The organism is Terrabacter sp. FW104-15G4B, assembly GCF_058790095.1.
In genome coordinates this window covers 57,196-80,597 of the sequence record NZ_JBYTCI010000001.1, presented here as the reverse complement: position 1 = coordinate 80,597, position 23,402 = coordinate 57,196, and the positions used below count along the sequence as shown (strand labels likewise).

The 23,402-nt window shown below is 72.7% G+C and carries 19 protein-coding genes; 4 read left to right on the top strand and 15 right to left on the bottom strand.

The annotated features are described in order from the left end of the window. Nucleotides 1-109 precede the first annotated feature (109 nt). The 4 genes from AC3WRT_RS00370 to AC3WRT_RS00355 all read right to left on the bottom strand — a co-directional run bounded on the left by AC3WRT_RS00370 (nucleotide 110) and on the right by AC3WRT_RS00355 (nucleotide 5,139). Nucleotides 110-1,906, bottom strand: a complete 1,797-nt coding sequence (locus AC3WRT_RS00370) for an LpqB family beta-propeller domain-containing protein (RefSeq protein WP_492717782.1) — start codon at nucleotides 1,904-1,906, stop codon at nucleotides 110-112. Further along, complete coding sequence (gene mtrB, locus AC3WRT_RS00365; RefSeq protein WP_492717780.1) at nucleotides 1,903-3,648, bottom strand: MtrAB system histidine kinase MtrB; 1,746 nt, start codon at nucleotides 3,646-3,648, stop codon at nucleotides 1,903-1,905. The genes AC3WRT_RS00370 and mtrB overlap by 4 nt, the downstream gene beginning before the upstream one ends. Before the next feature lies 1 nt (nucleotide 3,649). Beyond that, the gene (gene mtrA / locus AC3WRT_RS00360) at nucleotides 3,650-4,327 is read right to left on the bottom strand and encodes an MtrAB system response regulator MtrA (protein ID WP_492717775.1); all 678 of its coding nucleotides are present in this window, start codon (nucleotides 4,325-4,327) and stop codon (nucleotides 3,650-3,652) included. A 230-nt stretch (nucleotides 4,328-4,557) separates the two neighbouring features. Beyond that, entirely contained in the window at nucleotides 4,558-5,139 is a 582-nt protein-coding gene (locus tag AC3WRT_RS00355; protein ID WP_492717773.1) for a hypothetical protein, read from the bottom strand. Between the two features lie 147 nt (nucleotides 5,140-5,286). Here AC3WRT_RS00355 and AC3WRT_RS00350 point away from each other — a divergent pair, with 147 nt between their 5' ends. Then, nucleotides 5,287-6,774, top strand: coding sequence for a hypothetical protein (locus AC3WRT_RS00350; protein WP_492717771.1), 1,488 nt, complete (start codon nucleotides 5,287-5,289; stop codon nucleotides 6,772-6,774). Nucleotides 6,775-6,879: 105 nt separating this feature from the next. Here the strand turns inward: AC3WRT_RS00350 and ahcY are convergent, their stop codons facing one another. The 7 genes from ahcY to AC3WRT_RS00315 all read right to left on the bottom strand — a co-directional run bounded on the left by ahcY (nucleotide 6,880) and on the right by AC3WRT_RS00315 (nucleotide 14,398). Next, a complete protein-coding gene (gene ahcY, locus AC3WRT_RS00345; RefSeq protein ID WP_492717769.1) occupies nucleotides 6,880-8,316 on the bottom strand; it encodes an adenosylhomocysteinase in 1,437 nt (478 codons plus the stop codon). 305 nt (nucleotides 8,317-8,621) lie between these two features. Further along, nucleotides 8,622-9,563: a DUF808 domain-containing protein gene (locus AC3WRT_RS00340; protein WP_492717767.1), complete on the bottom strand. Its 942-nt coding sequence runs from the start codon at nucleotides 9,561-9,563 to the stop codon at nucleotides 8,622-8,624. Between the two features lie 42 nt (nucleotides 9,564-9,605). Next, nucleotides 9,606-10,997: a mycothione reductase gene (locus AC3WRT_RS00335; protein ID WP_492717765.1), complete on the bottom strand. Its 1,392-nt coding sequence runs from the start codon at nucleotides 10,995-10,997 to the stop codon at nucleotides 9,606-9,608. A gap of 91 nt (nucleotides 10,998-11,088) precedes the next feature. Then, the gene (locus AC3WRT_RS00330; RefSeq protein WP_492717763.1) at nucleotides 11,089-12,237 is read right to left on the bottom strand and encodes an SIS domain-containing protein; all 1,149 of its coding nucleotides are present in this window, start codon (nucleotides 12,235-12,237) and stop codon (nucleotides 11,089-11,091) included. Nucleotides 12,238-12,243: 6 nt separating this feature from the next. Then, nucleotides 12,244-12,450 carry a Trm112 family protein gene (locus AC3WRT_RS00325; protein WP_492717761.1) on the bottom strand — a complete coding sequence of 69 codons (207 nt, stop codon included), beginning with the start codon at nucleotides 12,448-12,450 and terminating at the stop codon, nucleotides 12,244-12,246. Continuing rightward, nucleotides 12,447-13,997 carry a phosphomannomutase/phosphoglucomutase gene (locus tag AC3WRT_RS00320; protein WP_492717759.1) on the bottom strand — a complete coding sequence of 517 codons (1,551 nt, stop codon included), beginning with the start codon at nucleotides 13,995-13,997 and terminating at the stop codon, nucleotides 12,447-12,449. The genes AC3WRT_RS00325 and AC3WRT_RS00320 overlap by 4 nt, the downstream gene beginning before the upstream one ends. 8 nt (nucleotides 13,998-14,005) lie before the next feature. Continuing rightward, nucleotides 14,006-14,398: a DUF3499 domain-containing protein gene (locus AC3WRT_RS00315; RefSeq protein ID WP_492717757.1), complete on the bottom strand. Its 393-nt coding sequence runs from the start codon at nucleotides 14,396-14,398 to the stop codon at nucleotides 14,006-14,008. A gap of 170 nt (nucleotides 14,399-14,568) precedes the next feature. Between AC3WRT_RS00315 and AC3WRT_RS00310 the strand changes: the two genes are divergently transcribed. Then, nucleotides 14,569-15,012, top strand: coding sequence for a metallopeptidase family protein (locus AC3WRT_RS00310; RefSeq protein WP_492717755.1), 444 nt, complete (start codon nucleotides 14,569-14,571; stop codon nucleotides 15,010-15,012). Nucleotides 15,013-15,051: 39 nt separating this feature from the next. Here the strand turns inward: AC3WRT_RS00310 and AC3WRT_RS00305 are convergent, their stop codons facing one another. Genes AC3WRT_RS00305 through AC3WRT_RS00295 form a run of 3 tightly spaced genes read right to left on the bottom strand, consistent with a single transcriptional unit; the run spans nucleotide 15,052 to nucleotide 20,099 of the window. Then, on the bottom strand, nucleotides 15,052-16,527 hold the full coding sequence (locus tag AC3WRT_RS00305) for a DUF5719 family protein (protein WP_492717753.1): 1,476 nt from the start codon (nucleotides 16,525-16,527) through the stop codon (nucleotides 15,052-15,054). Further along, nucleotides 16,524-19,781: a glycosyltransferase family 2 protein gene (locus tag AC3WRT_RS00300; RefSeq protein WP_492717751.1), complete on the bottom strand. Its 3,258-nt coding sequence runs from the start codon at nucleotides 19,779-19,781 to the stop codon at nucleotides 16,524-16,526. The genes AC3WRT_RS00305 and AC3WRT_RS00300 overlap by 4 nt, the downstream gene beginning before the upstream one ends. Before the next feature lie 51 nt (nucleotides 19,782-19,832). Beyond that, on the bottom strand, nucleotides 19,833-20,099 hold the full coding sequence (locus AC3WRT_RS00295) for a WhiB family transcriptional regulator (protein ID WP_147066250.1): 267 nt from the start codon (nucleotides 20,097-20,099) through the stop codon (nucleotides 19,833-19,835). 239 nt (nucleotides 20,100-20,338) lie between these two features. Here AC3WRT_RS00295 and cofD point away from each other — a divergent pair, with 239 nt between their 5' ends. Next, on the top strand, nucleotides 20,339-21,352 hold the full coding sequence (gene cofD / locus AC3WRT_RS00290) for a 2-phospho-L-lactate transferase (RefSeq protein ID WP_492717748.1): 1,014 nt from the start codon (nucleotides 20,339-20,341) through the stop codon (nucleotides 21,350-21,352). After that, nucleotides 21,349-22,407, top strand: a complete 1,059-nt coding sequence (locus AC3WRT_RS00285; protein WP_492717745.1) for a coenzyme F420-0:L-glutamate ligase — start codon at nucleotides 21,349-21,351, stop codon at nucleotides 22,405-22,407. The genes cofD and AC3WRT_RS00285 overlap by 4 nt, the downstream gene beginning before the upstream one ends. A gap of 19 nt (nucleotides 22,408-22,426) precedes the next feature. On the opposite strand, the gene AC3WRT_RS00280 is transcribed toward AC3WRT_RS00285, so the two are convergent. Beyond that, nucleotides 22,427-23,395 carry a zinc-binding dehydrogenase gene (locus AC3WRT_RS00280; protein ID WP_492717742.1) on the bottom strand — a complete coding sequence of 323 codons (969 nt, stop codon included), beginning with the start codon at nucleotides 23,393-23,395 and terminating at the stop codon, nucleotides 22,427-22,429. Between the last annotated feature and the right edge of the window lie 7 nt (nucleotides 23,396-23,402).

Here is a 23,402-nt window from a genome sequence, read left to right as displayed (position 1 = left end):
ACACCGCCCCTGCGGGCGTCGCGCGAGCCGGATCCGTCGGGGTGTGGATCCGGTGACCGGTTGGCCCGGGGGTGTGGACGGCCGCGGCGGGCCAAGCCGGCCGGTGGCCTCAGCCGCCTGGCACGAGGACGTCGCTGCCTCGCTCGATGAGGGGCCAGTTGGAGCCGGCCCGCGCAAGCACCCGGTTGTCGCTCGTGACGAGGAGGATCCCGCGCGGGCCGCCCACCGTCGTGATGGTGACCGCCCCCGGTACCGCGCTCAGGCGCCCGATACCGGGCCGCGTGCCGTCGACGCCGGCTCCGACGGTCGCGACCCAGGGGCGCATGGCGTCGCCGGCGCGGGCCTGTCCCAGCACGGCGTAGTTCGTCGGGTCGAGCCACGTGACGTCCTGCAGCAGCAGCAGCGACTGCGCCTGGCGCAGCGGCTTGGCCAGGGCCTGCGGCTCGCCGTTCGTGGCGCGCACGATGCCGCTGAGGCCGAGCTGGTGGTCGCCGCCGGAGCGGTCGGTCGTGATGACGAGCACCCTCGACGCGTCCGGGGCGACGGTCAGGGCCTTGATGCGGCGGTCGCCCAGCCACGGGGTGCGGATCGGCTTGGGTGCTACCGCGGGGTCGGTCGACACGGAGTCGAGGACGAAGACCCGGTCGTTGCCCTGATCGTCGCCGCCCGCGACCCACAGGTAGCCCTTGGCGTCGTAGGCCGGACGCGTGAGCGACGAGGCGAACGCCGGGATCGACCTGGTCTGCGCGGTGGCGCGCCACAGGGACAGGGACCGCCCGTTCGCCGACACCGCCGCCACCTGCTTGCCGTCCACCGACAGGGCGAGGTCGCGCCACGTGTCGGGGATGCGCCCGACGTCGCCGTCCTTCGGCTTGAGGTCCGGACGCTTGGCAGCGTCGATGTCTGGCACGTAGCGCGAGGGGATCCGCCGGATCACGTCGCCGGTGCGCAGCAGGGCGGTGTCGAGCGTGCCTTTCGGCACGACGTCGTAGCCCAGGTCCGCGGCCGACGACACGGTCGTCAGGCCGCCGGGCAGCTCCAGCTGCGTGTTGTCCACGGCGAGCGACACGGAGCTCACGGACGAGACCTGGCTCAGCGTCTTGGTCAGCTGCGCCCACATCGCGGCGCGAGCGGCCGGGTCGGCCGACAGCGCCTCGCTGCTGAGGTTGACCTGGGCCTTGCCAACGGTGACCGGCACGGCGTTCACCGCCAGGCGGGTGCCGGCGGGCACGCCGGTGGTGACGGCGCCGGCGAGGTAGTCGGGGACTCCGCTCAGCTGTGCCCGGGCCAGGGTCGTCGCCAGACGGGTGCCGATGGGGAACCACCGCGAGTCGGGGACGAGGTCGCGGCCGTTGCGCGTCACGTAGTAGAGGAGGCGGTTGACGTAGACGCGGTTGAACTGGTCGCTGTCGAGCCACAGCCCGAACCCGCCCTGCGGCAGCTCCACCCGCCACTCCCCGCCGACCTTGGTCACGCCGAAGGTCACCTTCTCGCGGGCACCGAGCGGCTGCTCGACGTAGCGACCCTCGGGCGTGAGCCGGGCCAGGGCGGCGGCGCTCACCTCGACGGTGTCCTCACTGACCCGGCGCACCTTGAGGTCCCCGTCGTAGATGACGACGTCCTCGTTGGACCACCGCCACAGGTCGACCGACTGGGGGGCCAGGAAGGCGCGGCCGGTGGCGTGCGTCTCGTCGGTGTCCTCCCCCGCGCGCAGGAAGCCACGCACGACCGCCTCCTGGCTCGCACCGGCGACGGGACCCACCGCCACGACCCTGATGGGCTCGTTCAGGACCTCCCCGAGCGCACGGCCCTCGAGCACCGGACCGGTGCCCGGCAGGCCGCCGCCACAGCCGGCGAGAACGGCGCAGGCGGCGAGGACCAGCCCGACCACGAGGCGCCGGGTCACGGCGCGCGCTCCACGACGATGCGCCGCAGCCGCACGGTGTCGTCGTCGGCCGGACCGGTGCCGGAGGACGGGGTGTCGCCGGTCGTCGTCGAGCCGGCGCCAGCAGCCCTCGCACGCGCGGCCTCGGCGGCCAGCGGGCTGAGCGGCAACGGCGAGCTGGTGATGGTGGACTCCGCCCGACGGGGCAGCGTGAGGCGGAAACAAGAGCCCTCGCCCAACGCCCCCCAGGCCTCCAACCGACCGGCATGCAGGCGGGCGTCCTCGAGCGCGATGGCGAGCCCCAGCCCCGTCCCACCGGTGGTGCGGGCACGGGCAGGATCGGCCCGCCAGAAGCGTGTGAAGACGAGCGCAGCCTCACCCGCGCGCAGCCCGACACCGTGGTCACGGACGGTGACGGCGACGGCGCTGTCGTTGGCGCCGATGGTGACCTCGACCGGCTTGCCCTCTCCGTGCTCGATGGCGTTGGAGACGAGGTTGCGCAGGATGCGCTCGATCCGGCGCGAGTCCATGTCCGCGATGACCGGTCCGGGAGGCGTCGAGACGACGAGCTGGGTGCCCTTGCGTGCCGCGAGGGTGCGATGGGCATCGACCGCGCGTTCGACGCAGGCACGCAGGTCGGTCGCCTCGACCTCGAGCTCGGCGGCGCCGGCGTCGAAGCGCGAGATCTCCAGCAGGTCACTCAGCAGGGACTCGAAGCGGTCCAGCTCGCCGCGCAGCAGCTCCGCGGAGCGCGCCACGGTGGGCTCGAAGTCGCCGCGCGAGTCGTGGATGAGGTCGCCGGCCATGCGGATCGTCGTCAGCGGCGTGCGCAGCTCGTGGGAAACGTCAGAGACGAACCGCTGCTGGACGCGGGAGAGGTTCTCCAGCTGGGCGATCTGCTGCTGGATCGAGGCGGCCATGCCGTTGAAGGAGGTGCCCAGCCGCGCCAGGTCGTCCTCGCCCTTGGCCCGCATGCGCTCGTTGAGGTTGCCCTCCGCGAAGCGCTCGGCGACCGCGGCCGCACGTCGCACCGGGTCGGCCACGAGCCGCGTCACGACGAAGGCGATGGCCCCGATGAGCAGGATCAGGGCCGCCCCGCCGAAGAGGAAGGTCTGGCCGATGAAGCTGATGATCTCGCGCTCGCGGTCCATCGGGTAGATGAAGTAGAGGCCGTAGTTGCCCGCCACGGGCAGCTCGACCTTCTGGCCGACGATGACGGCCGAGATGCTGTCGTTGCCCTCCTCGATGGTGGCCACCTGAAGGTGCTGGCGGTCCGGCTGGGCAGCGACCTGCTGGCGCAGATCGTCGGGGATGTACCGCACCCCGACGCTGCCGCTCTCGATGGGCCCGACGATGACGGGTGAGCTGTTGTTGTCGAAGCGCGTCAGCACGACGTAGCGGGTCTCGTTGCCGGCATCGCGTCGGTAGGTGTTGATCAGCGTCGTGGCGAACTGCGTGAGCTTGGCCTGCGTGTCGGTCTGGTCAGTGGCGTCGAAGGCCTTCTGCGCGTCGGTGGCGTCGCGCAGGCTGTCCTCGGATGCGATGCGCTGGCGGCTGTCGACGAGGCCCTGTGCGATGGAACCGTAGAGGTAGGTGCCGACGGCGGTGAGCACGAGGATGCCGAGGAGCATCGTCACGACGACCACGCGGAAGCCGAGCGAGGCCCGCCACAGGTGCAGGACCCGGGGCCGGACGGAGCGCAGCGCAGCGCCCACCCGCGTGGCCAGGCCCGCGGGTCCGCTTCGGGCCGAGCGCTCCGTCATGTCAGGAGGGACCGGCCTTGTAGCCGACGCCACGGACGGTCACGACGATCTCCGGGCGTTCGGGGTCGTGCTCGATCTTGGAGCGCAGCCGCTGCACGTGGACGTTGACCAGCCGGGTGTCGCCCGCGTGACGGTAGCCCCACACCTGCTCGAGGAGGACCTCACGGGTGAAGACCTGCCAGGGCTTGCGGGCGAGCGCGACGAGCAGGTCGAACTCGAGGGGCGTCAGCGACAGCGACTGGTTGTCGCGCTTGACCGAGTGGCCCGCCACGTCGATCTCGAGGTCGCCGATGGACAGCTTCTCGGGCGCCGGCTCGTCTCCCCGGCGCAGCCGGGCGCGGACCCGCGCAATGAGTTCCTGCGGCTTGAACGGCTTGACGACGTAGTCGTCGGCGCCGGACTCGAGGCCGACGACGACGTCGACGGTGTCGGTGCGGGCCGTCAGCATGACGATGGGGACGCCGCTCTCGGCGCGGATGCGGCGGCAGACCTCCATCCCGTCGAGCCCGGGCAGCATGACGTCGAGCAGCACGAGGTCGGGCCGCGACTCGCGGAAGGCGCCGACCGCCTCGGAGCCGTCAGCCACGTGCGTGACGTCGAGCCCCTCGTTGCGCAGCACGATCCCGAGCATCTCGGCGAGTGCGAGGTCGTCGTCGACGACCAGTACCCGACCCTTCACGACGCGCTCCTTCCCGGGACCGCGGACCACGCGCCCCGTACGTCCTGACCAAATCATCACACACGGTTGACCAGCCACTGACGTGACGAGCGCTGACCGCGCGTCGCACCCTCATGGCGTATGCCGTCGGGCGCAGCCCCGCTGGCAGCCACAGCGGGCGCCCACCTGGCGCCGGGCAGGCCGCCGGACGGCATACCCCGGCGGTGGACGGTGCGCGTCAGCGGCTGGGATCAGCCCTGTGTGACGTACCACTTGCCGTTGATCCGGACGGCCTTGAAGCTCGACACGACCTCGGCGGCGATGGCCGGCTCGGTGGTGACGCCCTCGAAGGAGGCGTTGTCCCCGGTCACGGTTGCCCCGCTGATCTTCAGGCCCTTGAAGGCGGCTCCCAGCTCCTTGATCTGGTCGAGCATCGGGGTGATCGACGTGCCACAGGCCGCGGCGGCGCCCGGGATGCTCGTGATGGCCTTGCCCTTGGAGGCCATCAGCTCGCAGACCGCCTTGCCGTCACCGGCCACCATGGCCCCCAGCCAGGACGTCATCGCGGTCTCCGGCGTGGTCTGGTCGACCGGCGCGGCGGGGGCGGACGTGCCGCTGCCGGAGCTGGTGCCCGAGCCGGCGCTCGGGAGGTTCCCGGAGTCGTCCGTGGTGCCTGACGACATCGCCTCGGTCGGTGTCGCCGAGCTCGAGCCCGCGCTCGAGCTCCCTGCGGCGGGCGGGGTCGCCGAGGGCTGCGGCTCCGGCGCCTTGGAGCAGGCAGCGAGAGAGACGGACAGCGCCAGTGCCACGGCACCGGTCAGGAGTTTCTTCATGGAGGGATCCCTGCCAGACGGGTGGTCGGTGAGTGCCGCAATCCTGCCACGGGGTCGGTCCGTCGGCTCCTCGTGCAGCACCCCGAGTTGACCCGGCAATCCGCCCAAAAGCCCCCGGTTCCGCGCTCGAGCATGGATGATCGCCCGGTGACGAGCGACACGAGGGGTACGCCAGGAGCTCCGGAGCTGGCGCCGGCGCCCACCGTGTCGGCTGGCGACCACGAGGTCTCCCCCGCGCCTCCGGCCCGGCGCGGTCCGCTCCCCCTCGCGGTGCGCCAGGCGCTGCCGGGGCTGGTCCTGCTCGCGGCGGTCGTGCAGGTGGCGCGACCCATCGGTGACCCCGACACCTTCTGGCACCTCTCCGCCGGCGACCGGCTGCGCGCGACGTGGACCTTCAACGGCCCCGACCCCTGGAGCACCATGTCCACGCAGCCGTGGCGGCTGCACGAGTGGCTGCCCGAACTGCTGATGAGCGCCGTGCAGCAGCTGCTCGGGCTGCCCGGCGTCGCGTGGCTGCTCCCGCTCGGTGGTGCCGCGATCGGGTTCACGCTGTGGCGGGCCACCCGGGCGCAGGCGTCGCTGCTGGCGTCGGCCGCGGTCACCTCGGTGTCTCTCGTGGCCATGAGCCAGAGCCTGTCGCTGCGCCCGCACCTGCTCTCGTTCGCCTTCGCCGTCGCCTTCACGGCGGCGTGGCTGCGCTCCGCGCATGACGGCCGCCCTCGCTGGTGGCTCGTGCCGGTCACGTGGGTCTGGGCATGCTCGCACGGCATGTGGTTCTTCGGGGTCGTCATCGGCGTGGTGACGCTCGTCGGCGTCGCGCTCGACCGCGCCGTCACCCTGCAGCAGTGGCTGCGGCTCGGTCTCGTCCCGCTCGGCTGCCTCGCGGTCGCCGCCCTCACCCCGACCGGGCCCGAGCTGCTCCTGTCGCCCCTCGCCGTGAACGAGACGACGCAGTACATCGAGGAGTGGATGCCGCCGTCGCTGCACCAGCCCGGCTTCCTCGGCTTCCTCGCGCTGGCCGGCACCGTGGCGCTCGTGTGGGCGCGCTCACGCCATCGCGCCCGCTGGACCGACATCCTGCTCGTCGGCCTCGCGATCGGGCTGGCCCTGCTCTACAGCCGGACCGTCGCCGTCGGCGCGGCCGTCATCGCGCCGGTGGCCGCAGCCACCATCCAGGGACTGCTGCCGGCAACCCGGGAACCCGTGACGCGGCGGGAGGTCGGTCTGACGGTGGGCCTGGTCACGCTCGGCCTCGTCATCGCCGCCCTCATCCTGCCCAGTCGGGCGGCCGTGCCGACCTGGGGCGCCGACGACCTCGACACCCGCCTCGCCGCCCTGCCCCACGACACGGTCGTGTGCAACGACTACGGCGTGGGCGGCTGGCTGATCTGGCGCCACCCGAACGTGCGCCCGACGATCGATGGGCGCACCGAGATCTACGCGACCAGCCACGTCACGCAGCACCTCGACTTCCAACGAGCTGCTCCCGGGTGGCAGACCTACCTGCGCCGAACGGGCTGCCGCTACGCCCTGCTCGCCAAGGACGCCCCGGTCGTCGAGGCCCTGGAGCAGCAGCAGCGCTGGTCCGTGGTGCAGCACGGAGCTGCCTACGTGCTGCTGCGCGCCCCGAGCTGAGCTCGCGGACAACTCGCCTCGCCCCGGACGGACGTATGCCGCCCACCCGGCGGGGAGGACGGCATACGTACGCGGTGGCGGACCGAGCCCGAGCGGGCGCGTCGCTCAGTAGCGGTAGTGCTCCGGCTTGTACGGTCCGGCGACGTCGACGCCGAGGTACTCGGCCTGGCCCTTGCTCAGCTCGGTGAGCCGGACGCCGAGGGCGTCGAGGTGCAGGCGAGCGACCTTCTCGTCGAGGTACTTGGGCAGGGTGTAGACCTGCTTGGCGTACTCGCCGGTCTTGGTGAACAGCTCGATCTGGGCGATCGTCTGGTTGCTGAAGCTGTTGCTCATGACGAAGCTCGGGTGACCCGTGGCGTTGCCGAGGTTCATCAGGCGGCCCTCGGACAGGACGATGATCGAGCTGCCGGAGGTGAAGGTCCACTCGTGGACCTGCGGCTTGATCTCGGTCTTCGTGATGCCGGGCACGCGAGCCAGGCCCGCCATGTCGATCTCGTTGTCGAAGTGGCCGATGTTGGCCACGATCGCCTTGTTCTTCATCTTCGTCATGTGCTCGGCGGTGATCACGTCGAAGCAGCCGGTCGTCGTGATGAAGATGTCGGCGGTCTCGACGACGTCCTCGAGGCGCGCGACCTGGAAGCCCTCCATCGCGGCCTGCAGCGCGCAGATCGGGTCGATCTCCGTGACGATGACGCGAGCGCCCTGCCCGCGCAGGGACTCGGCGCAGCCCTTGCCCACGTCGCCGTAGCCGGCGACGACGGCGACCTTGCCGCCGATGAGGACGTCGGTCGCGCGGTTGAGGCCGTCGATGAGCGAGTGGCGGCAGCCGTAGGTGTTGTCGAACTTGCTCTTGGTCACCGAGTCGTTGACGTTGATGGCCGGGAAGAGCAGCTCGCCGGCCTCGGCCAGCTGGTAGAGGCGGTGGACGCCGGTCGTGGTCTCCTCGGTGACGCCCTTGATGCCGGCGGCGACCGTGGTCCACTTCTGCGGGTCGGTGGCCATCGTCTGGCGCACGAGCTCCTTGAAGACGCCGAACTCCTCGGAGTCCTCCTCGGTGGTCGGCGGCACCTGGCCGGCCTTCTCCCACTCGAGGCCCTTGTGGACGAGCATCGTGGCGTCGCCACCGTCGTCGAGGATCATGTTGGGGCCCTCGCCGCCGGGCCAGGTGAGGATCTGGTCGGTGCACCACCAGTACTCGGGGAGGGTCTCGCCCTTCCACGCGAAGACGGGCACGCCCTGCAGGTCGTCGGCCGACCCGTTGGCGCCGACGACGACGGCCGCGGCGGCCTCGTCCTGGGTCGAGTAGATGTTGCAGGAGGCCCAGCGGACCTCGGCACCGAGAGCGGTGAGGGTCTCGATGAGCACAGCCGTCTGGACGGTCATGTGCAGCGAGCCGGCGATGCGGGCACCCTTGAGCGGCTGCGTCGCGGCGTACTCCTCGCGGATCGCCATCAGGCCGGGCATCTCGTGCTCGGCGAGTCGGAGCTGGTGTCGGCCGGCCTCGGCGAGGCTCAGGTCGGCAACCTTGTAGTCGAAGGACATGAGTGATCGTTTCCTTTGATCGTCGGTGTGCAGACCCGGCGCGCCCCTCTGGGCTCATCTGGCGGGTCATCACCCACGCCGGCAGTCCCCCAGTCTAGCGGCGGCGACCCGGGGTCTCGAACTGTCGCGTCGAGGGTGGGCCACTCCGCCGCTCCGGATCACTGCACCTGTGACCGGACGAGCCGTACGATCTCGTAGCGCCCGACGCGGATCGCGCCTTCGCGCAGCTTCTCGGCGAACAGCGGGTCAGCGGCACGGGGCATACGCGGTGTCGACCGCCCCAGGTGTCCGGCTGCGCGACGCGGTCAGTGCGCGCCGGCGGCCTCGTCCTGCCTGCCGCGCCGCGGCATGACGTGCAGCACCCCCACGACGACCGCACCGACGACGAGACCGATGAGCGCCGAGGCCAGCGTGTTGACCAGCCAGCCCAGCAGCCCCCCGATGCCGGCGATGCCGGCCACGCCCTCCTCGAGGTGGTGCACGAGGTCGTAGGGAGCGTGCCAGCCCAGCTCGTCGACGCCGACGAGCAGGATGTGGCCACCGACCCAGAGCATCGCGGCGATGCCGACCGTGGACAGGACCGAGAGCAGCTTGGGCATGCCCTTGACCAGGCCCCGGCCTATGCGCTGGGAGGCGCCGGAGTCACGCCCGGCAAGTGAGAGACCGACGTCGTCCATCTTGACGATGAGCCCGACGACGCCGTAGACGAGCGCCGTGATGAGCACTGCGACGATGGCCAGGATGATGAGCCGCGAGAGGAACGGCTCGGTCTCGACCTCGTTGAGCGCGATGACCATGATCTCGGCCGAGAGGATGAAGTCGGTGCGGATCGCGCCGGAGACGACCGAGTCCTCGTCGACCGCGCCGCCCCCGCCCTCTTCCTCGTGGTGCCCGGAGAGCAGCTCCCAGACCTTCTCGGCCCCTTCGTAGGCGAGGTAGGTGCCGCCGACCATGAGGATCGGCGTCAGCAGCCAGGGCACGAACTGGCTGAGGACCATGATGACCGGCAGGATCACGAGCAGCTTGTTGCGAAGGGACCCGACGGCGATGCGCTTGATGATCGGCAGCTCCCGTTCGGGGGCCAGCCCCTCGACGTAGCGAGGCGTCACGGCGGTGTCGTCGACGACGACGCCGGTCGCCTTGATGCTCGCCTTGGTGGCAGCCGCCCCGACGTCGTCGACGGACGCCGCCGCGAGCTTCACGAGCGCTGCGACGTCGTCGAGTAGGGCTACGAGTCCGCCTGCCATGGCGTCATCCTAGGGCGGTCTGGGAACGCGCTGGGAACGCGCTCAGGCGGGGTCACCGAGGCGCAGGCCCAGCAGGGCGTTCTCGACCACCTCGGCGAGGGCGGGGTGGATCCAGTACTGCCCGCGCGCCAGCTGGGCCACGGTGGTGCCGAAGGCCATGCCCTGCACGAGTGGCTGGATGAGCGAGGTCGCCTGCGGACCCATCACGTGGGCGCCGAGCAGCAGACCGGTGCGGGGGTCGGCGACGAGCTTGCAGACGCCCGTGGTGTCCTCCATGGCCCAGCCGTATGCCGTGTCACCGTAGGCCTGCACGTAGGTGGCGTGTGCGAGCCCGAGGTCGACGCACTCCTGCTCGGTGAGTCCGACCGTGGCGATCTGCGGGTGGCTGAAGATCCCGGAGGGCACGTGCGCGTGCGGCAGCGGTCGCAGGTCGTCGGGGTGCACGAGGTTGTGGGCGATGGTGCGCGCCTCCGCGTTGGCAACGTGCTTGAGCTGGTAGGGCGCGCTGATGTCGCCGAGGGCCCAGACCCCTGCGGCGGCCGTCCGGCCGAACTCGTCGACCTCGATGCGGCCGTCCTCGAGCAGCCGCAGACCGGCGGCCTCGACCCCGAGCCCGTCGCTGTTGGGCTCGCGTCCGGTCGCGACCAGCAGCAGGTCGGCATCCACCACGGCCGTGCTGTCGAGGCGCAGCCGCACGCCCGTCGCGCCACTGCCCCGTTCGACCGCCACGACGTTCGTGCTGGTGCGCACGTCCCACTGCTCGCCGGCGAGGTCGGTGAAACGCTGGGCGATGTCGGTGTCCAGGTGCCGCAGCAGGAGCGAGCCGCGTGCCACGACCGTGACGTGGACGCCGAACGAGGCGAAGACGTGGGCCATCTCGGCCGCGATGAACCCGCCGCCGATGATGGCGAGGCGCTCGGGCAGCTCGTCGATGCGCATCACGGTGTCGGAGGTGTGGAAGGGCACCCCCGAGTCGCGGACGACGTCGGGAACGACCGGGTGCGCGCCGGCGGCCACGACGACCTGGTCCGCTGTCAGCGTCTCCTCCCCTCCGTCGTGACACCGCACCGTGAGGGTGCGCTCGCCGGTGAAGCTCGCGTGCCCGAGGTAGGCGGTGGTGTTGGGCCCCTCGACTCGATATCGACGACCACCCTCGGAGATGGGGTCGATGCGCCCGAAGATCCGGTCGCGCACGTCGGTCCAGCGGACCCCGTGAAGCGTGGCGTCGACGCCGTAGCGTCCCGCCTCGCGGACGTCGCGGGCCACGTCCGCGGCGTAGACGAACATCTTGGTCGGGATGCAGCCGTTGTTGAGGCAGGTGCCACCGAAGATCCCGCCCTCGATGACAGCGACACGCTTGTCGTCGAAGTCGGCCGTCACGAGCGCGTTGCCCGAACCGCTGCCGATGATGGCCAGGTCGTAGTGCTGCGTCACCGTCGCAGCGTACGTGGGAGAACGCACGCCCTCGGACGGGCGCCGTCCGGCGGTCGCGGTGCGCCCACGGCATACGCCAGGGGCGGGAGTCTCAGATGCCCCGCGAGCCGCGCAACAGGCGCACGTGCGGCGAGGTGGCCGGGTCGAAGCCGAAGCCGAGGGCGAGGTAGCTGGCTGCGAAGTCGGTCAGGGCGACGTGCTGCGCCAGGCGCACCAAGGGGTCGGTCGCCGGAGCGTCGACGAGCGAGACCCGGACACCGGCGTCCTCGGCCACCGAGACGACGGTGTCCGCGAGGCCGTGGCTGTCCGGTACCGACGTGTCGCGCAGCATGACCAGCCGCAGGGGCGTCCGGCTCGGGCCATCGAGAAAGGGGTCGGCGAAGATGTCGTCGTCCCCACCGCCCCCGGACTGGCCCGGGGCGAGGGGACCGTCGAAGCACGCGACGATCTGACTCGCTGCATCAGGCAGGCAGCCGTGCGCGACGGGAACCCGCCCCGTCCGGCCGAACATCGCGGCCGCGCGCCTGGCGGTGGCCTCCCCGAAGGGGCCGTCACCGAGGACGATCGGCGTGGACTCGGCGACCTCGGTGGCGAGCAGCTTGGCCGGGTTGACGAAGGACTCGGACGACGGTCGAGCGTCGGTGGCCGTGCGGTCGAGCACGTCGGCGAGCTCGGCGAGAGTCGCGTGGCTCACCGAGGCGATGCCCATGGCGTCGGCCGCGAGCAGGGCGGGCGTGGCCTGGGCCCACACCGAGGTGCGCGAGGAGGACCCTTCGACGGCGATCGGGACGTGCACACCGCGGGCGCGGGCACACACCTCGGCCAGCGGCGACTCGGCGGCACCGACGGTCACGAGGAAGGCACCTCGGCGGGCTGCCTCCGCGGCGAGCGCCAGCGTGCCGGCGGCACGACCCGACTGCGAGACCGCGATGACGACGTCGAGGGCGCCGACCCAACCGGGCAGCGAGCCCGACGAACAGCTCTGCACCGGCAGGGCGGAGGCGCCTCGCGAGACGGCTTCGAAGAGCTCCGCGACGGCTGCCGACCCACCGGCGGCCGCCACGACGACACCACGGGGGCCGACGTCGCGCAGGCGGTCCAGTCCTGCCTCACCTGCGGCCGCGACGGTGCGCCGGACCTGGGCGCCGGCCCCGGCGAGGGACCGGAGCGTCTCGCTGGAGTCGAGGGACGCCAGGGCATGCTCGTCGTCGAGGCGACCCTCTTCGAACACGGCGCCCACGGCCGGTCAGCCGTCGGTGCGGCGGGCGAGGTCGACGAGCAGGACCGGGACGCCACCCTCGACCGCGTAGGCGAGATGGCAGGTGTCACAACGCAGCTCGGCAACCTCGGCGCCGTCGACGGTGTGCACGGCGTCGATGACTTCACCCTTGCACTGCGGGCACCGGATGATGCCGCGCAGCCACGGCTCGATGGTCGACTGGCTCTGGCTCACGAAGCGTCTCCTGCGTCCTGGACGGGGATGGACCCGGGCTGGCCGGGGGTGTCGGTGCGGTCGGCGTGATCGCTGTTGTCGTTGTCGGCGTTGTCGCCGCTGTCGGCACCCTCGGTGCCGGAACGGATCAGGGCGAGCAGCTCGTCGCGCACGTCGTGCATCGTCTCACGGTCGGATGCCTCGACGTTGAGCCGCAGCAGCGGCTCGGTGTTGGAGGCGCGGACGTTGAACCACCAGCTCGGGACCTGCCCCTCCGGACACGTCACGGTGAGTCCGTCGAGCTCGTCGGTGCCGGCGCCACGAACCTGCGCCCAGGCGCGGACCTGCTCGACGACGGCAGCCTGGTCGGTGACCGTGGAGTTGATCTCACCGGAGGCGACGTAGCGCTCGTACTCGGCGCAGAGCTGGGACAGCGGGCGCTCCTGCTCGCCGAGCGCAGCGAGGACGTGCAGGGCTGCCAGCATGCCGGTGTCGGCGAACCAGAAGTCGCGGAAGTAGTAGTGGGCAGAGTGCTCGCCGCCGAAGACGGCGCCGACGCGGGCCATCTCGGCCTTGATGAAGGAGTGCCCGACGCGGGTGCGCACCGGGGTGGCGTCCGACTCGAGGATGATCTCGCGCACCGCGGCGCTGGAGATGACGTTGTGCACGATGGAGACGTCGGTGTCGCCGCCCTCCCGGGCGCGGGCGATCTCGCGGACCGCGACGAGTCCTGTGACCGCGCTCGGCGAGACGGGGTCACCGTCGGCGTCGACGACGAAGCACCGGTCGGCGTCGCCGTCGAAGGCGAGGCCCAGGTCTGCGCCGTGGTCGCGCACGGCGGCCTGCAGGTCGACCAGGTTGGCGGGGTCGAGCGGGTTGGCCTCGTGGTTGGGGAAGGTGCCGTCGAGCTCGAAGTAGAGCGGGACGATCTCGAGCGGCAGCTCGGGCAGTCCTGCGCCCGTGCCGAGCACGGCCGGGACGGTGTGGCCGCCCATGCCGTTGCCGGCGTCGACGACGACCTTGAGGGGCCGCGAGCCGGAGAGGTCGACCAGGCCGCGCAGGAACCCTGCGTAGTCGGCCAGGATGTCGCGCTCCGTCACCGAGCCGGGCCCGCCGGCCGGCTGGGCCAGTCCGGTGCTGCCGTCGAGCATCCACTGCGCGAGGTCGCGGACCTCGGTGAGGCCGGAGTCCTGTCCCACGGGACGCGCCGCCGAGCGGCACAGCTTGATGCCGTTGTACTGCGCGGGGTTGTGGCTGGCGGTGAACATGGCGCCGGGCAGGTCGAGGGCGCCGCTCGCGTAGTAGAGGCCGTCGGTGGAGCACAGGCCGATGACCGTGACGTCGACGCCCCGCGAGGTCACGCCCTCGGCGAAGGCCGCCGTCAGCTCCGGCGAGCTGGGCCGCATGTCGTGCCCCACGACCACACCGCTCGCACCGTCGGGCACGGCCACGACCTCGGCGAACGCGGCCCCGATGGCGCGGGCCACCTGCGTCGAGAGCTGGTCGGGCACGAGTCCACGGACGTCGTAGGCCTTGACGAATTCAGCGAGCTGGGGCACGGCGATCACCCTAGTGCTCAGGAGTCCTTGAGGATGCGCAGGTGTCCGCGGCGGCCGGACTCGACGGCTCCGGAGTCGGCCTCGGCAGTGGCCTGCCCGCGGGAGGCGGTGCGAGCATCTGCCGGACGGCTCGAGCGCGGACGGCCCGCCTCGCGCACGGCGTCGGCCAGCGCCAGCAGGTCGTCGGCCGCGAGCGCCGGCTCCGGGAACTCGCCCCCGACGCGCACGACCTCCCAGCCGCGGGGCGCGGTCATGCGTTCGGCGTGCTCGAGGCACAGGTCGTAGGTGTGTGGCTCGGCATATGTCGCAAGCGGGCCCACGACGACGGCGCGGTCGGCGTACGCGTAGGTGAGGGTTGCGACGGCGGGACGGGCGCATCCCATCTTCGAGCAACCACGTGTCAGACCCACGATCCGGGACTCTAGCCCGCCCTCGCGAGCAGGACGAATCACCACGCCGTTCGAGCCCGGCGACACCGACTGCGTATGCCGTCAGGTGGGCCCGCGATCGGCCTCCCTCCACGCGCCGACCGGCCGTGCCGGGCCGCTGCCGGGAGCAGCAGCGGATCTAGAGTGGTGTCGTGGACACCCTGGAGCCCCGCAGTCCCGGCAACGCCGGCCGTCGCGGTCGTCGTGACCGGCACGGTCGCGGCCGTCGCGGGCCGATGGCCTGGCCACCGGTCCCCGCGATGACCTCACGCCGTGACGAGTTCGACGACTTCGTGCTCGATGCGGCTGCGCGGTTGGAGGCCACGTGCGGGCAGGCTTTCCCAGCAGTCGAGTTCGCCGTCGAGGACGTCCCGCGTGGGCCGGCGCCGTGGGACCACCGTGAGGTGCCGCTGGGTCGCCTCTACCCGGCGACGGGCTCGCGTCCGGCCCGCATCGTGGTCTACCGCCGACCCGTCGAGACCCGCGTCTCGGACCGGCGTGACGTGGCCGCCCTCGTGGCCGACATCGTCACGGAGCAGGTCGCGGGGCTCCTCGGGGTCTCCCCCGACGAGCTCGACCCCGGCTTCGGGGAGTGACGGGCTCGGACGGCCCGACCACCCACCCCGACGCCGTCGTCAGTTGCGGACCTGGCGCACCGGTACGGACAGTGCGCGCACCGGCGCATCGGTGAGCTGGGCCACCGAGAAGAACGGCACGCCGCCGTCGGCTCCGGCGACGGAGACCGCGGCCCGGACCTCGCCGGTGTCGGGCACGACCCAGACGGCGTCGGCGTCGCCGGCGTCGACGGCCACGGTCGAGTCGGCGGCCACCGTGACGGTCGAGACCTTCGCCCGGCTGCCCGAGCCGAGGCGGACCTCGACGCTCGCAGGGCTCGATCCGGCGGTCAGCAGCAGGCGTTTCGTGGTGCCGGCGAGGCCGGGGAGCAGGACCCCGGCCACGCCTCGCAGGGCTGGCGTTGCCGCGGTCCAGGCGAAGTCACCCATGCGGTCGGCGGTGGTCGCGCGACGCTCGGTCCAGGCCGCGGCGACGAGGGGCTGGTCGGACCGGACACCGAGGCCCATGGCGGTAGGGGCGGAGGGGACCGTCACGTCGACGGTCGAGCCGGGCGGGACCCGAACTGCTCTGAGGTCGTCGGGCTGGGTCCGGCCCTTGTCGGTGAGCAGCCGCACCTGCGCCAGCGCCTCGCTCTCGCCGGGGTTGGCCAGGCGCAGCAGCACCGGACCGCCGGCCTCGACCCCGGGGACGACCAGGTCGGTGCTCGGTGACGCCGCGCGCGTGGCGTCGTCGATGCCGCGGCCGGTGGCGCCGAGGATCCACTGGTCGTCGAGGACGGCGGAGACGACACCCCCCGTCGCGGTGACGTGCACGACGGGGCTCCCCTCGTCGGGGGCGATGGCATCGAGGGAGACGACCTCGCGCGACAGGGGCGGGATGGAGACGCTGCGGTCGTCGGCCGCCTGGATGCGACCCTCACCGCCGAGGACCTCGAACGACACCGAGACGGCGTTGGCTCCGGGGTTGCTGACGAGGATGCGCTCCGTGCGGGACGGCCCGCCGCCGCCGCCCACCAGCCACACGTCCGAGGACGGCAGCTGGCACGGCGTGACCGCCAGGCCCCGGTCGTCGTCGCCGGCGTGTCGCCACACCTGGGTGGCGACGAGGCCGGGAGCGAGCGCGCCCCGGGCCGAAGCGATGACGACGTCGGGCTTGCCCACCGTGGCTGCGGTGGCGACCCCGCGGACGGTGGTCCGGGCCAGTCCGGTGGAGCCGGAGCCTCCGAGCAGCTGGATCGTCCCGGAGCCCCCGTCCGGCGCGCCGGCGACGACACCGGCCTCGGGGGATGCAGCGGCAACGGTGACGGTGCCCCGCACGTCCCGCAGACCGGTGGCGCCGAGGCGCTGTTGACCCGGGCACACCAGGGCTGACTGGTCGAGCAGCACGGTCGAGGACTCGGGCAGGCCGGCACGGCCGCCGGGAGTCGCCAGCTGCACGGAGCCGCTGACGCGGGTCGCGCCGACGGCGAGGGCAGCAGCCACGAGGGCCACGGCCCCTGCCCTCACGATCCCGGTCGCGGTGGTCGTCGTCGTCACTGGCGTCTCCTCGAGCGTCGGTTGCCGAAGGGCACGGCCATGAAGACGACGAAGCCGAGCAGGACCGCCTGAGCGAACCGCCACCAGGGCTGCGCCGCGGCGAGGTCCACCTCGAGGTCTCCGGAGGTGAGCGGCACGGCATACGTCGGTTGGGTGGCGCCGGCCTCGGGCTCGAGCTCACGTCCGTCGAAGGTGACGAGCGCCTGCTGCGACCACTCGCTGGGCTCGGCGAGCACGAGCAGGCGGGTGGTGTCGCTGGCTGGAAGCGTCGTCGACACTGCGGCGTGCGGGCCGGTGGTCGGCACGACCTGCAGCAGTGCGCCGTCGGCGTCGACGAGCCGGGCCCGAGACGGGGCGTTCGCCGGACGGCCACCGCCGGCCGCGGCCGGCGGTTGCACCTTCCAGAGGATGCCGCGCTCGCTCGTGCCGAGCCGGCTCAGGCCTTCGGAGGAGTCGAGTCGCCGGGCGAGGGGGGAGTCAGCCGTGGATCGCACCTGCACGAAGCCGATGCCGAGACGGGCCAGGGCCGTCGAGTCGAGGGAGTCGGCGCCGCGGCCCCCGACGATGTTGGCGACGGCGTCGACCAGCGATGCGTCGTCCACGTCCGGCGCGCGGTCCAGGTCGCGCAGCAGCTCCCCGGGCTCCTGTCCGGCCAGCACGAAGTCGACCACGTCGTCCGACGGGCGCAGCAGCAGGAGTCGGTTGCCGAGCGGACCACTGCCCTGCTCGAGCGCGACGGCCGGAAGCGTGGCCTGTCCCACCGAGAGCGTCCGGCCGATGCCCTCGACGCCCCAGACGGCGGCGCCGGCGACCACCGGGAGGACGGCGAGGGCCGCGGCGACGGTCGCGGCGACGAAGCCCCACCGGCGTGACGGGTGGCCCAGTGCGGCCAGCACCGGACGACTGCCGGCCAGCACGCCGACGAGAAGGCCGGCCAGCCACAGCTGGACGCCGAGTCCGGCCCAGGGGTGCGCTGGCGCCGACTGCCCCACGCCGGTCTCGGCGGAGCCGAGAACCAGGCGCTCGGAGCCGAGGGCGAGCGCGAGCCCCAGGATCGCGACGATCCCGCCGGACAGCATCCCCACCGACTCGCCCCGGGTGTGCGCGCGCACCGCGAGGCCGAGCACGCCGAGGACGACGAGGGGGGCCCCGAGCCACACGGCCCAGCTGGAGCCGCCCGGCTCGCCCAGCAGGTGCGCCAGCACGCCCCACGGCCCGCGGTCGTCGGAGGTCGACACGAGCCCCGGACCCGACAGGAGCAGACGGGGGTCGTCGACGAACCGCACGACCCAGGGCCCTAGCAGCGCGGTGGGCACGAGGAGGAGCACGAGGGCGCGGGCCCGGCGCAGGCCAGGGCCGAGGAGGAGCAGGAGCAGCGCCGCTATGACGGACAGGGCGAGCAACGCAGGTGCGAAGGCGCCCATGACGGCGGTGGCGAGCGCTGTGGCGAACGTGGCCGTGAAGGTGCCGTCGCGGCGGGCGGCGAGGCAGAAGCCGGCAAGGACGAAGGGCAGCAGGACCTGCACGACCGCCACCGTCAGGCGGCCCTGCGCCACCGCGGAGGCGGCGACACCGGCGGTCCCCCACGCGAGTGCGGCGAGCGCCCGAGCCAGCCGGGAGGAGGTGACGACGCGCGCGGCGAGGTAGGCCGACCAGGCGGCCAGGACGGGGGTGAGGAAGAGCAGCCAGGCGATCGTGACGCCGGCGCTCGACCGACTCTCGGCGACGCCGGGGAGCCGCTCGGCCAGCCAGGTCAGGGCGGACAGCACTGCCAGGTGCGGGCCCGAGTCGGCGCCGGTGCCCAGCCCGGCACCGTGCCAGGCGTCGCGGAACGCGTGCCAGAGGCCGGAGGAGTCGGTGGTGACGGGGCGCAGCTCGCCGCCCGCGACGCCGGCGTTGGTCGGCGACAGCGCGCCGGCGCGGATCGCGTCGCGCCAGGCAGCCGTCGTCGCGACGAGGACGGCCGCCACTGCGAGGAAGCCGGGGTGGGTCCCGATCCGGCGGGGCAGCGAGGCCGGAAGGTGGTCCAGCGACTCGGAGTCGTCAGCAACGGGGCCGGTTTCGGTGGTGGCCACCGTCTCTCGCCGGATGCGGGCGCGCTCGGGGGTGATGGCGTCCTGGATGTGGTCGATGGTCGTGCGAGCGGCCACGGTGGGCGCGACGAACAGGGTGGCCAGGTGGTCGCGTCGCAGGCGCTTGGTGCCCCGTCCACGCCACCGCGCGGCGAGGGTCGCGAACGGATGCAGCAGGGCGGTCACGTCGGTGAGCTCCCGCCAGGCCTGGCGGGGGCGCTTGGCGACGAGCAGGGTCAGCGACGCGAGGACGGCGGACAGCGCCATCCAGAGGCCGAGGAACGGCGCCGCGAACGGCGAGCACCGGGCCAGCGTCACCTGCCGCGCGGCCCGGCGGCTGCGGCGCTCGAGCTCGCGGGGTCGCGCCACCCCCGGGCGCTGGCCGTCGATCCCCGCGGACGCGTCGCGCACGACGGCGCCGGGGACCACCACGACCCGATGGCCCGCCAGCTGGGCCCGCCAGCCGAAGTCCAGGTCTGCGCCGTGCTCGACGAACGCAGGGTCGAAGCCGCCGAGGTCGTCGTAGGCGGAGCGCCGCACGAGCATGCCGCTCGTGCTCACGGCAAGCACGTCGGCGCGGTGGTCGTACTGCCCCTGGTCGGCCTCGCCGCGCCTGGGCGAGGCGAGGCGGCGGCCCGTGCGGGTGATCTGGATCCCCATCTCGACGAGCTGTCGGGGGTCCTCCCAGCTGACGATCTTGGGACCGGCGACTCCGACGGACTTGGATCTCAGCCCGGCCTGGAGCAGCTGGGCCAGGGCGTTGGCGCGCGGCACCGTGTCGTCGTGCAGGACCCACACCCAGCTCGACGCGGTGTCTGCGTCCACGGGAAGGGCCTCGATGCCGTGCTCGATGGCGCGCCCGAGGGGCTCGCGACTTTCCAGCCGCAGGATCGCGACGGACGGGATCACCCGACGGACACCGCTGTGGGCCCGCGCGATGGCGCCCGACGTGTCGGTGCTCGCCACGTCGACGATGACGAGCCGCGCCGGCGGCAGCGTCTGGGCGGCGACGCCGTCGAGACACTGCGCCAGCCACGCAGCTCCGTTGTGCACGACGACGACTGCGTCGACCTGTGCGTTCGGCCGTTGCCCGGTGGAGGGAGGGGCGGACAACGACGCGGACGACAGCGCACTTCCCGCAGCGGCGGGGGTGCCCAGGTCCAGGGCTAGCTCATCGGGCACAGCGACCACCTTCACCCGGACACCTGCCGGTGCCGGGCTCGAACCTCACGATCAGACCGCGCGCTTCTTCAGCTTGCGGCGCTCCCGCTCGGACAGTCCGCCCCAGATGCCGAACCTCTCGTCATTGGACAGGGCGTACTCGAGGCACTCGGACCGCACCTCGCAACCCACGCAGACCTTCTTGGCCTCGCGCGTGGAGCCGCCCTTCTCCGGGAAGAACGCCTCCGGGTCGGTCTGGGCGCAGAGTGAACGCTCCTGCCAGGAGAGCTCACCCTCCTGCTCACCCGTGTCCGACCAAACCACCATCAAATCGTGCATGACCCCTCCTCGACCCTGACTGCACCTTTGTGTCAGCACTGTCGCACCGAGCGGCAGCGTTCTCCGGAGGTTCTGGACAATTGCATCCATTCGTCCCAGGGATCGTCCCGACCGTACAACAATGAAATTACATGCGTGTCATACCCCCCGCGTCAAGCGGGTTGGTGATATTCGCTGGTTTGGGGTTCCGGAGCACCCCGCGGGATAGCTCTCGGCCAGCCGGCTGAGAGGATCGGCGCATGCGCATCACCGCTTTGGCCGGAGGAGTCGGCGGCGCCCGGTTCCTCCGCGGCCTCCTCCACCACGCCCGTCAGACCTACCCGCTCGGGGTCGGCCACGATCGCTCCGAGCCGTCCGACCCCATTGAGCTGACGGTGATCGGGAACACCGGCGACGACATCACCCTCTTCGGGCTGCGGGTCTGTCCCGACATCGACACGCTGCTCTACACCCTCGGCGGCGGCATCCACGAGGGCCAGGGCTGGGGGCGCGCGAACGAGTCCCACCACCTTGCCGAGGAGCTCGCCGCGCTCGGCGCCGAGCCGCGGTGGTTCACCCTCGGGGACAAGGACTTCGCCACCCACGTCTTCCGTTCGCAGCTGCTCGGACAGGGTATGCCGCTCAGCGGCGTCGTCGACCGGCTCGCCGCGCGCTGGGGCCTGGACGCGCTCGGGGTCCGACTGCTGCCGATGACCGACACCCCGGTCGAGACGCACGTCGTCGTGGAACAGGCCGGCGAGCAGCGGGCGATCCACTTCCAGGAGTGGTGGGTGCGGCACCGGGCTGAGCTGCCCGCCGAGCGGTTCGTCGTCGCGGGGCTCGACCGGGCGGCGCCCGCCCCCGGCGTGCTCGACGCGATCCGGGGCGCGGACGTCGTGCTGTTACCTCCCAGCAACCCGGTCGTGTCGATCGGCATCATCCTCGGCGTCCCGGGTGTACGAGACGCGCTGCGCGGCACTCGGGCGCCCGTCGTCGGCGTCTCGCCCCTCGTCGGCGGCCGGCCGGTCCGCGGCCACGCCGACGTGTGCCTGCGCACGATCGGCGTCGAGGAGTCGAGCGACGGCGTCGCCGGCCTCTACGCCGACTTCCTCGACGGCTGGCTCGTCGACGAGGACGACCCGATGCCCGACCGGCGCGGCCTGGAGGTGGTGCGCCGGCCACTGCTCATGGGCTCCGTCGAGGCCGCCTCCGACCTGGCCGGGGCCGCCCTCGACCTGGGCCTGCGGCTGCGCCCGGAGCGGGCGCCGGCGTGACCGCGCCGATCACGATCACCCCGCTCACCGGCATACCGGAGGTGGCCGAGGGCGATGACCTGGTCGAGCTCGTGCAGGTCGGCCTCGACCACGCCGGAGTGCATCTTGCCGACGGTGACGTCCTCGTCGTGTCGAGCAAGATCGCGAGCAAGGCGCTGGGCTTGATCACGCACGACGCCGACAAGGACCGGGTCGTCCGCGGGGAGAGCGAGTACGTCGTCGCCGAGCGCTCGGTGGGCGACCGGTTCACGCGCGTCGTGCGGGCCAAGGCGGGGCCGGTCATGGCGGCAGCCGGCGTCGACGGATCCAACACGGGCGGGCGCGGCGGCTGGCTGCTCCTCCCCCACGACCCGGACGGCATCTGCCAGCGGCTGCACGACGCCCTCCTGGCCCGGCACGGGGTACGCGTCGGCGTCGTGCTGAGCGACACGGCCGGACGTGCCTGGCGCGTCGGGCAGGTCGACTTCGCCCTCGGGGCCCACGGCCTGCGCGTGCTGGACGACCTGCGCGGCGGCAGCGACGCCGACGGCCGGCCGCTCGAGGTCACGAGCCGCGCCCTGGCCGACGAGATCGCCGCCGCCGCCGACCTCGCCAAGGGCAAGGTCTCGGCCGTGCCGGCGGCAGTGCTCCGCGGGCTGTCCGACATCCTCGTCGACGAGCCGCTCGAGTCGCACCCGCGCGGACGGGACCTCGTGCGCACGGGGCCCGGCGACTGGTTCGGCTACGGCCGGGTCGAGGCGGTGCGCGCGGCGCTCGGCATCGAGCCCGGCAGTCCCGAGGCCGAAGCCGTCGGAGTCGCTCCGGCGGGCCCCGACACGCGGCTGGACGCGGTCTCGCGTGCCGCCCGGGCGGCCCTGCACGGAGTCGAGTCCGGCACGGCGGACGTGGGCCGGCTCTCGGTCACCCTGGGCGCCGACGGCCCCTACGAGCTGGGCCGGCTCGTCACCAGGCTGTGCACGGCCCTGTGGTGCGAGTGGCTCGTCGGACGACCGGACCCGCCGTCCGCCGACGGCCTCTCGACGGTCGTCCACGTCTCCGGCGCGCCGATGCCCTGAGCTGCCGGGCGAGGTTGGCTCAGACGGAGAAGACGACCTTGCCGAAGACGTCGCCGTCGACCATGCGGGCGAAGCCGTCCCGCGCCTGTGCCAGCGGCACCACCGAGTCGACGACGGGCTGGATGGCGAGCTGCTCGACGAGGCGGGCGAGCTGGGCGAGCTCCTCGCGGCTGCCCATCGTGGAGCCGACGACCCGCAGCTGCTTGAAGAAGATCTTCGTCAGCTCCGCCTTCGCCGGGGCGTCCCCCGACGTCGCGCCCGAGATGACGACCGTGCCGCCGGGCCGAAGCGAGTTCACCGAGTGCGACCACGTCGCCGCCCCGACCGTCTCCATGACCGCGTCGACGCGTTCCGGCAGGCGCTCGCCCGAGGCGAAGACGCGATCGGCACCGATCTCGAGCGCGCGCTGACCGCGGGCCTCGTCGCGCGAGGTCGCCCACATCCGGTAGCCCGCGGCAGAGCCGAGCTGGATGAGCGCCGTCGCGACCCCTCCCCCGGCGCCCTGCACCAGCACGGTGCCGCCGGGCTGGACCCCCGAGTTGGTGAACAACATCCGGTAGGCGGTGAGCCAGGCCGTGGAGAGGCACGCGGCCGTCTCCCACGGCATCGACGCCGGCTTGGGCACGACGTTGCCGACCGGCACCAGCACCTTCTCGGCCAGCGTCCCGTCGTGCAGCTCCGAGAGAAGCGTGCGGCGGGGGTCGAGCGTCTCGTCGCCACGCCAGCCCTCGGAGGGGACGACTGCGTGCACGATGACCTCGTTCCCCTCGGCGTCCACGCCTGCGCCGTCGCAGCCGAGCACCATCGGCAGCCGGTCGGGCGCCAGACCCACGCCGCGCAGGGACCATACGTCGTGGTGGTTGAGCGCTGCGGCCCGCAGGTCGACGACCATCCACCCCGGTCGTTGCCGGGGATCGGGACGGTCACCGACGACGAGACCGGAGAGGGGGTCGGACGCGGACTGACTGGCAGCGTAGGCAGCGAGCATCCCAGCA